Origin of the sequence: Chthonomonas sp. (genome assembly GCF_035294165.1) — a bacterium.
GTDB lineage: Bacteria > Armatimonadota > Chthonomonadetes > Chthonomonadales > Chthonomonadaceae > Chthonomonas.
Window position 1 is genome coordinate 1 of the sequence record NZ_DATGLN010000262.1, and the last position, 11419, is coordinate 11419.

The following is an 11419-nucleotide window of genomic DNA, read 5'->3' on the forward strand; positions in this document are numbered from 1 at the left end:
GGTGTTGCCCACGGCATCGAGACGGCCAACAATGCGGTCGCCCGAAAGGCCCTCGATGCCGGCAAAACGGCCGGAAGCCCTATCCTCCTCCAACACTCCCGACATCTCAAAGATGCCGTTGGCGTTATCGGTGATAGGCCCAAAAGTATCCATTGCCAGAATGTAACCCGTCGTTGTAAGCAAGCCCAAACCGGCCAAGGAGATGCCATATCCGGCCAAAAGCGCGTTGCCCGAAAAGATGATGAGCGCCAGCACTAAGGTCACCGCAATGGCGACGACAGCCCATACGGAGCTTTCCATGCCGAAAGAGAACCCCGAAATGATCATCGTGGCCGGCCCCGTACGCGACTGATAGGCGATTTCGGTGACCGGTTTCTTTTCTGTTGAGGTAAAGTACTCCGTGAGCCAGCCAATGGCGATGGCCAGCAGAATGCCCACGAAAGTACACAAGAAAAACGGCACCCAGGTGTACTGTTGGGCTGCCTGATCGGTGGGAACAGCCACGGTATGCGTTGGATTGAAGCGGTCGAAGTAGAGATAGGAGGCCAACCCAAAGAGGATGGTTGCTGCAATGGTAGACACCCAAAAGCCCCGATTGATAGGCTGCATGGGGTCTAGGTCTTCACGGTCCTCCCCTTTCACGGCCAGCACGCCGATGATGGAGGCAAAAACGCCTGAGGCACGCACGAGGAGAGGGTACATTACCAACATGAGGGCACTATGGCGCATGGTGGGGTCGGTACTCCAATACTCCGGCGAGATGATCGCAGCCCCCAAGATGATGGCGGCTACCAAAGTGACCTCATAGCTCTCAAAGACATCCGCCGCCATGCCGGCACAGTCTCCCACGTTATCCCCCACATTATCGGCAATGGTGGCCGGGTTGCGTGGGTCGTCTTCGGGAATGCCAACCTCTACTTTGCCCACTAGGTCGGCCCCTACATCGGCAGCCTTGGTGTAGATTCCGCCGCCAACGCGCATAAACAGCGCCGCCAACGAGCCGCCGAAGCCGAAGCCAACCAGCACCAACATCGCCTTCTGCTTGAAGATGAGAAACACCAAACAGGCCCCGATCAGTCCAAGCCCCACGGTAAACATGCCGGAGACCGCCCCGGCCCTGAAGGCCGTTTCCAAGGCGCCTCGAAAGGTGCTTCTTGCCTGGTTAGCTGTACGCTGATTCGCCATTGTGGCCATCTTCATGCCGATGAAGCCGGCGCCGTAGGAGGCCAAAACGCCGATAACAAAGAAGAAGGCAACTCCTAATGCGTCTGCCAGGTCATATCCCAACGCCTTCTGCCCCTGATAGAGCAGAAAAAGCCCAACGGCAATTATGACCACAAGCACCGCCATTGTTTTGATTTGGCGTGTTAAGTAGGCTAAAGCCCCGTCTCGAATGGCGCGCCCGACCTCCTCCATCCGCTCTGTGCCGGGGCTCATTCGCACCACCGAACGATACCAGTAGCCCCCGGCCAGCAGCGAGATGATGCCGGAAAACAAGGCAATGAAGACAATCGTCGTCTCTTGGGAAGTAAAACTTGGAAGACTTACTGCTTCGCTCGCCCATGCCGGCCTCGTTGAGCCGAGCAGAACGAGGAGGGTCAACACAAGCAAGCGGCCAAGTGACGTAGCCTCCGGCTTGCGAAATGGGTACTTTTCTGTCATAGCGGCGAGATCATAACCTCCTTCGTGTTCCGTTATCTGTCCCCTTATGTCACCTCTCACCCGAACCATCCGCCGCACCCGGCGGCTAGATGTTAGCACGGATCGAGGCAATCTGCAAACACTTGCAGAATTATAAACTACATATAGAGGTATTGTCAATCGGTTTTTTGGTATTTGCTCGGCAGACGACGTTCTCTACAGCACATGCGCCTCGTTGATCTTTCCTCATTCAGAGTGCTACACTGTTTGCAACTCCTTACGACGGCACAAGGCGGAACGTATGTGGAACCCCATTGCGATAGAGCCGATGCGAGCCTGCCATCTTGACGATGTCATGCGCATTGACAGGCTCTGCTTTTCAACCCCATGGGCGCGCGCGGTTTTTCAGGCGGAACTGGCTAATCGGGCCTCCTGCTACCTTGTTGCGAAAATCGCCGACCGCATTGTAGGTTTCGGCGGGGAGACGGTGCTTCTTGGAGAAGCACATATCTCCATTCTGGCCGTCTCCCCTGAATGGCGCGGGAAAAAGATCGGTGAATGCCTCCTCTGTGCGCTGTTGGAAGAGGCCTTGCGTCTTCATGCTCACTATGCCACGCTCGAGGTGCGCCAGAGTAACCTCATCGCACAGAGTCTCTATGCTAAATACGGCTTCCGCCCCTATTCCCTTCGTCCACACTACTATACAGATAACGCCGAGCACGCCATCGTTATGCGCCTTGACGCTATGGATACGCCCGCATATCGCGCACAGCTCCAACAATTGAGGAACCAAATGCCCGACCTCACCTGTAGGACTTACTAGGATACACAAATGGAGAAAAAGAGGCGATAATCCTATTATGCATTCAACCGTTTTACCCACAAGAGTAGACGACCCGATCAACGCTGCCATACTCGCCGTTTCCGAAGATCAGCTTCAGGGTTTTCAAGAAGATCCGTTTGGAGCCATCGCAGAGAGATCAGCACTGCCAATAGAAACCGTCATCGAGCGCGTACGCGCAATGCTTGAGGCCGGAGTTATTCGCCGCATCCGGCAGACTCTGCTTGCGACCAATCTGGCCCAGGGCGCCCTTGTGGCCTGGCAGGTTCCCCTCGAGCGCCTGGATGAGGCCTTCGACTTCATGTTCCAACGCGATCCGTTTTCCGGCCACGTGGTTATTCGCTCAACCGATGTGGCCACCACCGGGTCGGCCTACCGTCTTTGGACGACCCTCAAAGTGCCTCAGGGCTATTCACTTGAAAAACACGCTCACTTCCTTGCCGAACAAGTAGGGGCAACACACTTTCGCCTTATGCCTGCCAAGTGCCTGTTCGTGCTCGGTGTTGGGCATGTACGTCGCAAAAATCTGCCCATTGGCAGCCGCTCCTCCGTCCTCGCCGACCCTATCTACACCACCATCACCGAGCTAACGGAGCGTGAATGGCGTGTGCTCATCCCGCTTAAGCGGGAATTCACCCCTTCGGAACTTTGTCGTGATCTGTGGAAAGCACGCGCCCAGGAGGCCGGCCTTCCCCTCGATACCTTCTATGAAATCGCCCATCAGCTCAATCAAAAGGGCGTCATCGGGCGCTTCTCCACATTCCTTGAACACGCGAAACCTAATCCCGAAGGCGAGCGCCTCGTTACCCGTTACAATGCCCTCTTTCACTGGGCGGTTCCTCCCGAAAAGGTGCTAGAGGCCGGACGCCATGTGGGCAGCTTCCACATCATGACGCATGCCTACTGGCGCGAAGGCGGCCCCGAATTCGGAAATGTCAATATCATGGGTGTAGCCCACGGGCTAGATAAAGAGCGCCTCCTGGCCCACAAAGCTGCCATAGACCGCTACCTCGAATCGATCGGCATTCCTGTAGGCTATACCAATGTCTTTTGGGGCGGGCGCAGCGAGATCAAGCCCTCTGAAATCTCTCCATTCGCCTATCGTCATTTCTGCCAGCAGCACGGCCTTGATCCGGATAAGATGCGCGAGGGGTGAACCAGCAATACTCAAGGTAAAGAGGTTACGGTGGGCAAGTCGCAACTAACACTTTCGGTATTAAAAAAGGAGGCAACACAATTTGCCGATATCCTGACAGAGAATACCGACCCCCTTCTTTTCGGGGTAACAGACGGAAAGGCTCTCGGCTCCTATTTTGAACAACGTTTCCGAAGCTATCTGCGTGAAAGATATCATTTCGTCGAAGGCAATTCTGCTACAGGGATAGACTTTCCAGACCTTAACGTTGATATAAAACTGACAAGCATCAAGCAACCACAATCTTCTTGTCCATACCGCTCAGCCAGAGAAAAAGTCTATGGACTTGACTATTCCCTCCTTATCTTTGTGTATGAAAAGGTGGATGTGGATAAAGTGGGGCGCCAGAATATAATCTCTGTTATTTTCTTCAACAAAGAGAGAACTGGCGACTACCAAACAACTTCTGGATTGCTAGAGATACTTAAAAACCGGGGCAATAAAGACGATATTTTGACATTTTTGAGAAACGACGTTTACCACTCAACGACTCAGAGGCCTCACAGCTTGCAGAGGAAGTACTTCAAAACCCTCCTCAGCTCGGCTACCTCACCATCTCGAACGCACTCCAGTGGAGACTACAGTTCGGTCGTCTCATAGACCTGGCCGGGACCCTTCCCGAAATCGAAAGGCTAAAATAGCATTCATATGGAGAACACCAGCCACAAAATTGTATTTGGCGATTTCCAAACGCCTCTAGCCCTCGCGCGGAAGGTTTGCCATTGCCTCGCACGAAAAGGCTTGGAACCCGCCACCGTTCTTGAACCCACCTGCGGAGAAGGCGCCTTTCTACAAGCCTCTTTGGAGACATTCGCGCATCTTCAGTATGTATTCGATGCCGACATTCACCCGAACTATGTGGAGAAAACGCGGCGCCGATTACGTGCGTGGAAGGTTCCATTCGAGATTCAGCAAGCAGACTTCTTTACCGTACCCTGGCAAGATATTGTCGAACGTCTTCCCGAGCCGATTTTGGTTATCGGCAACCCACCTTGGGTCACCAATTCGGAGCTTGGAATCTACAACATCAACAATTTACCTCCTAAGCAGAATCGGGATAATTTTGCCGGTATTCATGCCCTAACCGGCAAGAGCAACTTCGATATCTCCGAGTGGATTTTGCGCCGATGCGTTGAATGTCTTACAAACAAATATGCCATTATTGCCATGCTGTGCAAAACGGTGGTAGCGCGTAAAGTGCTTAGGTACGCTCTCCAACAAGAGCTGCCCGTGGCCTCGGCGGAAGTTTATCTTCTCGATGCACAGAAGGTCTTTGGAATCCTTTGGAATCTCTGTTTCGGCTTGCCTTCTGTTTTTAGAACTAGCCCCAAAAGGCCGTTCTAAAGAATGGAGAGTGTTCTCCTCCCTTGATGCGGAGCGACTAGAGCGCATCTGCGGCCTACGCGATAATCTTATTATCGCCGACATTCCCACCTACGAAAAGTGGCAACACCTGCGTGCTAAATGCCCATCTGGCTGGCGCTCGGGCATCAAACACGACTGCGCCAGCGTCTTTGAACTGCGCACACACGAGGGGCATTTCATCAACAAGTTAGGGGAAACCGTAGATATCGAACCAGAACACCTCTTCCCCCTTCTAAAAAGCTCTGATCTCGCCAACCATAAGGAGCCTAGCCGATGGCTCTTTATTCCGCATCGGTCCCTTGCCGACGATCCGGTTCAACTGAGCATTAGCGCCCCTAAAGCCTGGAACTACCTTCTTGCACACGCCCACCTTCTAGACGCAAGAAAGAGCAGCATCTATCGTCTGCGTCCTCGCTTTTCCCTTTTCGGATTAGGCCCCTACTCCTTTACACCATGGAAAGTAGCCATATCCGGCCTGTATAAAAAGCTCCATTTCGTTCCCGTTTCTCCTCACGATAATCGTCCTGTTGTATTCGACGATACTTGCTACTTCTTTCCTTGCGACACCGAAGCGGAGTGTCGTACTCTTCACACCCTACTGCAATCCGAGCCGGCACGGGAGTTTTTTTCCTCCCTGACCTTTTGGGATGAAAAACGCCCGATAACCGCGGAACTCCTCAACCTACTCGATCTTCACCTCCTCGCCCAACACGTAACCGATGTAGATGAGCGATTTATAGCAAAACTGGTTGAACGACAGAGAGCATTTCGCCAAAAACCGTCAGGCGATTCCCTTCAGGCAAGCCTGTTTGAAGAGGACTTTCTACCAGGGCTTCGCTCATAGCACCGGTGTAGGAATCGGGCGCATCTCCGCCGAAGTATAGATAAAAAGGCACCTCAACAATGAAGCCTTTGAGACAAATTTTTCCAACTTTGCATCTTAACGGGAGACAAACCATGTCGGCTCAGCCTCGAGGGCCTGTGATCGCCCTCGCTCAAAGCCCTTTCGCCTCTATGCAGCCCTTGCCTCTGCAGGCGGTTCGGTTGAAGGACCGATTCTGGGCACCGCGCCTGCAAACCAATCGTTCGGTAACGCTTCCCTCTCAAATCCAACGATGCGAAGAGACCGGACGTATAGATAACTTTCGCCGTGCCTCCGGCAAAAAACAGATCGATTTCCAAGGAATCTACTTCAACGACTCCGACGTCTATAAGCTTCTTGAAGCTATCGCCTACGCCATCGGTTACGAGCCGGATGCTAACCTCGAAGCTCAGATGGAGGCCATCATCGCCGAAATCGCCGCCGCACAACAGCCCGATGGCTACCTCAACACCTACTTCATGTTCGACCGTGCCAAAGACCGCTTCGCCAATCTCCGCGACATGCACGAAATCTACTGCGCCGGCCATCTCTTTCAAGCCGCCGTAGCCCACTACCGCGCCACCGGCCGAACCAACCTTCTCGATGTTGCTAGGCGTTATGCCGACCTGCTCTACGCTAAGTTTGGCCCAAACGGTCAGCCAGGAGCTTGTGGACACCCCGAAGCCGAAATGGCGCTTGTGGAGCTTGCGCGCACAACCGGGGATGCACGTTACCTCGAACTCGCCAAATGCATGGTCGAGGCTCGTGGCAGAGGGGTTCTAGGTGGCAGCCCTTACCATCAAGACCACGTGCCCTTTGTGGAACAGAGGGAGTTCGTCGGGCACGCCGTCCGCCATCTCTATTTAGCTTCAGGGGCAACCGATATTGCGCTTGAAACAGGCGATCAAGCCTATCTCGCCGCCCTCGATGCCCTCTGGCAAGACCTCGTACAGCACAAACTCTATATCACCGGCGGAGTAGGTTCCCGCTACGAAGGAGAGGCCTTTGGTGCCCCTTATGAGCTGCCCGACGATCGGGCCTATGCAGAAACCTGCGCCAATATCGCCCTCGTTATGTGGTGCTATCGCCTGCTCCATCTCAAAGGCAACCCCATCTATGCCGACATCATGGAACGCGCCCTCTACAACGGAGTTCTCTCCGGCATCTCGCTCGACGGCGAGCACTATTTCTACCCGAATCCTCTTGCCGACCGAGGCGGTCATCGGCGTCAAAAATGGTTCGGCTGCGCCTGCTGTCCCCCCAACATCGCGCGCATGCTGGCCTCTTTACCCGGCTACTTCGCCAGCACAGATCAACAAAACCAACTCTATCTTCACCTCTACGCACAAGGCGAAATCCACTTTCCAACCCCAGAAGGAGACGTCCACCTACGGGTGAACACACACTATCCTTGGGAGGGGCTTATCGAAATCGAGTTGTTGAGCGCCCCCGCACACACGACAACTCTCTTCCTACGCGTTCCCCAATGGGCAAAAGAAGCTACCCTTCTCTGCAACGGAGATGCTTCCGCCGAAACCGCCCTTCCATCCTCCGGCAGCTACGCGAAAGTGGCCATAAACGGCGCCCCTGCAACGATCCGTTTGGAGCTGCCTATGCCTATAGAGTGGACTCAAAGCCATCCCCATGTGCAGAATCACTATCAAAAAGTGGCGCTCACGCGAGGGCCGGTCGTCTACTGCCTGGAACAGAGCGATCATCCCAACACAGACCCATGGGATATTCTGCTTACCCATGAGACAACTTTTACGCCGGAACATCGTTCCGATCTGCTTAACGGGGTAACGGTGTTGACCGGTCGGGGAGTAGCATTGAACAGAGAGCGGTGGGCAGGGAAGCTGTATGCCCCTTATCGGTCCTATGAAACATCGCATCCTGTAGCGATCACGGCCATCCCTTACTATGCTTGGGCAAACCGAGAGGCCGGCCCGATGACCGTATGGCTTCCCATCCTCTAAAGCCGTTGGGGCAGCTTTAACAAAGCTGCCCCAAACAACCTGCTAGGCCAACAAAGCCTGTATGCCTGAATCTTGTTCATGGGCGGCGCGGAACTGCTCGTTATAGAGATTTTGGTACACCCCAGGCCGGCTAACCAACTCCGCATGTGTCCCGATATCCACAATGCGCCCCTGATCGAGCACCACGATCTTGTCGGCGTTCATGATGGTAGAAAGCCGGTGAGTGATGACGAAGCTCGTTCTCCCCTTCATCAGGCGCTCCAGAGCGGCCTGGACGTTGGCCTCTGTCTTGCTATCTAGGGCCGAAGTGGCATCATCCAGAATGAGAATGCGTGGATTGGTAAGCGCGGCCCGTGCAATGGCCATGCGTTGCTTCTGCCCTACGGAAAGCTTAATGCCCTCCTCGCCGATCTTTGTGTCGTAGGCCTGAGGCAGCGTGAGAATGAACTCGTGCAGATCGGCCATTTTTGCCGCCTGCATGATCTGCCAATCGGTGGCATCGTGATAGCCGTACTTGATGTTCTCCTTAAGGGACACTGAGAACAGCAAGCTCTCTTGGCTCACGATGCTTATCTGCCTTCGTATCGATTCGAGCTTAACCTTCCGTATGTCCACACCGTCAATGCGAATGGCGCCGTGCCCCGGAGGAACCTCGTAAAAACGTGCGATAAGGTTAACCAATGTTGTTTTTCCGGAGCCAGAAGGCCCTACAATGGCCACAACCTCTCCGGGCGCCACTTTCAGGCAGATATCGTGCAGAACGGGGTGGTCGCGCTCGTATCCAAAGGTAACATGGTCGAACTCCACCTCGCCGCGCATATTGGTAAGCGGCCTGGCATCGGGCGCATCGGTTATTTCCGGCCGGGTATCTAGCGTCTCGAAAACCCGTTCCATGGCCGCAATAGTCCACTGCACCGTCACGTTGAAGTCCACAATGCGCACGGCAGGGTCATAAAGCTGGTTGAGGAGCGCATTAAAGGCCAACAAAGCCCCTATCTCCATGCGATGGTGCAGAATCAAAACCCCACCATACCAAAGCACCGCGCCGGTAAAGGTCGCTCGTATGACTTGGGCAATGGCGCCAAGTCGCCGATTAAGCTTCATCTGCTTCATGCCGAGGTCGAAGTTCTCCTTCACCGTCTGCATGAAGCGCTCTGTCTCGTACTCTTCGCGGGCAAACGCTTTGACGACCATAATTCCGGCAAGCTTTTCCTGCAGTGCTCCGAGCATGGCATCCCACTTTTCTCGCAGTTCGATGCTTAGCGGGCGAATGTAGCGGATAAAGTATTTGTAGTTGGCCACATAGAAGGGGATGCCCGCTAACGCCAAAAGCGTAAGGCGCCACTGCATGGTAAAGAGAACCACCAAAATAGCGATGACGCTGAGCATATCGGCCATGAACGTAACGAACCCACCGGAGATCATCTGTTGGATGAAGTCAATATCGCCCATCAGACGCGCCATGATTTTGCCCGTTTGGCGGGTGTCGTAGTAGGAAAGAGAGAGACGATTGAGATGCCGATAGCTCTCGAAACGAAGGTCAAAAACGACCCGCTGCCCCAACCACCCTATGGTGTAGTTTAGCCAGAACGACACGATTCCACGCAGCGCATAAAGCCCCACTATCGCCCAGAAAATCCATACCAGCGCCCGGTAGTTTTTGTGGGGAATCACCACATCAATGGTGTATCCGATGATACGTGGCAACACAATGGGCGTAAAGGTGATGATCAGCAACAGGAGAACGGCAAGCGCCACCTTTTTGCGATAGGGTCGTAAATAGCCCAGCAACCGACGAAACAGTTCCATGACGCTACGCTCCCGACTCCAAAGCTACCTTAAACTGTTGATGGAAAAGGCTCGCATAGATGCCCCCCAACGCCAGAAGTTCGTTGTGGTTGCCCATCTCGCGAATAACTCCCTTCTCCATAACCACGATCTTATCCGCCTTGACGATGGTGGACAGGCGATGGGCGATCACAAAACAGGTTCGTCCTTTCATCAAACGCTCCAGCGCCTCTTGGATGAGCGCTTCCGTCTCCGAATCGAGGGCTGAAGTCGCCTCATCTAAAATGAGGATTCGCGGGTCGGCCAATAAGGCTCTGGCAATGGCGATTCGTTGCTTCTCGCCTCCCGACAGCTTTACGCCATCCTCCCCCAAACGGGTGTCGTAGCCACGAGGCATGGCCTCGATGACGTGCGCGATGTTGGCCGCCCGGGCAGCCGCCTCTACCTCCTCGTCGGTTGCATCGAGCTTGCCATAACGAATGTTCTCGCGGATGGTGGTGTTGAACAGCATGGTCTCTTGAATGACCACCCCTATCTGCCGACGCAACGATTTAAGCTGCACATCCCGCAGGTCGTACCCGTCAATGGTGATGCGCCCATCGGTAACATCGTAATGGCGCTGAAGCAGGTTCACCATGGTGGTTTTCCCCGATCCGGATGGTCCCACCAAGGCAACTACTTCACCCGCTTTCACATCGAGATTAACCCCCTTGATCACGGGCTGACCTGGCTCATACTCGAACCAAACATTTTCGTAGCGTACATCGCCGCGAATGGGTGGAAGAGGAATGGCGTTCGGCTTATCGGTAACGTTGGGCTTTGTATCGAGGGTGCGAAAGATGCGCCATAAGGCCGCATTGGTGCGCGCGATCTGGTCATTGAGCTGGATCATGCGCAATGTCGGCTGGTATAAGTACCCCCCAATGTAGCCATAAAACGCGATGAGACTTCCGGGCGTTAGCTTGCCCTCAATAACCAGTTTGCCCCCATACCAGATCAGCAAAGCCGTGCCGATGGCGCCTATAAACTCGGCCAGCGTCCAGAGGGCGGTACTGAGAACGGAGGCACGCAGGTTTAGATGCAGCAGATTGCGCGTTTCACCGGCAAATTGTCGCACCTCGTAACGCTCACGGGCATAGGATTTCACCACCTGCACGCCCGCCAGCTTCTCCTGAAGGTCGCCGTAGATGATCTCCCTTTGCTCTCGCACCTCATAGCTTGTTTGCTTAATGCGCCCAATGAAGATGAGGTAGTTGGCAATATAGATGGGGTATACCGAAAGTGCCACTAAGGCAAGCTTCCAGTTGAGCGAGAAGATAATGAATAAAACCGCAATAAGCGTTACACTATCTTGCAGAATGTTAACGAACCCACCGCTCAACAACTGGTCGAGCGAGGCCACATCGTTGGTGATGTTGGACATTAGCTTGCCGGTCTGGCTGCGTTCAAAAAAACCCAGCGAGAGGGTCTGCATATGCGCATAGAGTTTCCTCCGCATGTCCAGCTTGAAACGTTGCCCCAGCAGCGTGATGCAATAGGTAAGCCAGTAACCAACGAAGGCACTTCCGGCGGCGACCCCCACAAACGCGAAGAAGATGGCAGCTAAATGGACGGGGAGATGCTCGCGAAGTGCCTTCTGCGTAAGGCTATCCGTCAGCAGCTTAATGAGATAAGGCGGAGGTAAACTCAACGCGGAGGTGCACAGCGTCAAGACGACGATCAACAAAATCAACCGCCAATAGACGCGCACC

General features: G+C 54.1%; 8 protein-coding genes and 1 pseudogene. 6 read left to right on the top strand and 3 right to left on the bottom strand.

Annotated features, from left to right (window positions below):
• A partial coding sequence (locus tag VKV29_RS14850) for a sodium/proton-translocating pyrophosphatase (RefSeq protein ID WP_324202102.1) occupies positions 1 to 1662 on the bottom strand: 1662 nt, incomplete at its 3' end.
• A gap of 280 nt (positions 1663 to 1942) precedes the next feature.
• On the opposite strand from VKV29_RS14850, the gene rimI reads away from it, so the two are divergent.
• The 6 genes and pseudogenes from rimI to VKV29_RS14880 all read left to right on the top strand — a co-directional run bounded on the left by rimI (position 1943) and on the right by VKV29_RS14880 (position 7880).
• A complete protein-coding gene (gene rimI / locus VKV29_RS14855) occupies positions 1943 to 2464 on the top strand; it encodes a ribosomal protein S18-alanine N-acetyltransferase (protein WP_324202103.1) in 522 nt (173 codons plus the stop codon).
• Positions 2465 to 2501: 37 nt separating this feature from the next.
• Positions 2502 to 3638: an Lrp/AsnC family transcriptional regulator gene (locus VKV29_RS14860; RefSeq protein WP_324202104.1), complete on the top strand. Its 1137-nt coding sequence runs from the start codon at positions 2502 to 2504 to the stop codon at positions 3636 to 3638.
• Positions 3639 to 3668: 30 nt separating this feature from the next.
• Positions 3669 to 4318: pseudogene (locus VKV29_RS14865) on the top strand (restriction endonuclease).
• A 7-nt stretch (positions 4319 to 4325) separates the two neighbouring features.
• Complete coding sequence (locus tag VKV29_RS14870) at positions 4326 to 5021, top strand: class I SAM-dependent methyltransferase (protein WP_324202106.1); 696 nt, start codon at positions 4326 to 4328, stop codon at positions 5019 to 5021.
• Between the two features lie 10 nt (positions 5022 to 5031).
• Positions 5032 to 5886, top strand: coding sequence for a hypothetical protein (locus tag VKV29_RS14875; RefSeq protein WP_324202107.1), 855 nt, complete (start codon positions 5032 to 5034; stop codon positions 5884 to 5886).
• Between the two features lie 113 nt (positions 5887 to 5999).
• Positions 6000 to 7880, top strand: coding sequence for a glycoside hydrolase family 127 protein (locus tag VKV29_RS14880; protein ID WP_324202108.1), 1881 nt, complete (start codon positions 6000 to 6002; stop codon positions 7878 to 7880).
• Positions 7881 to 7922: 42 nt separating this feature from the next.
• On the opposite strand, the gene VKV29_RS14885 is transcribed toward VKV29_RS14880, so the two are convergent.
• Positions 7923 to 9689, bottom strand: coding sequence for an ABC transporter ATP-binding protein (locus tag VKV29_RS14885; protein WP_324202109.1), 1767 nt, complete (start codon positions 9687 to 9689; stop codon positions 7923 to 7925).
• A 4-nt stretch (positions 9690 to 9693) separates the two neighbouring features.
• The coding region (locus tag VKV29_RS14890; RefSeq protein ID WP_324202110.1) for an ABC transporter ATP-binding protein at positions 9694 to 11419 on the bottom strand (1726 nt) is incomplete at its 5' end.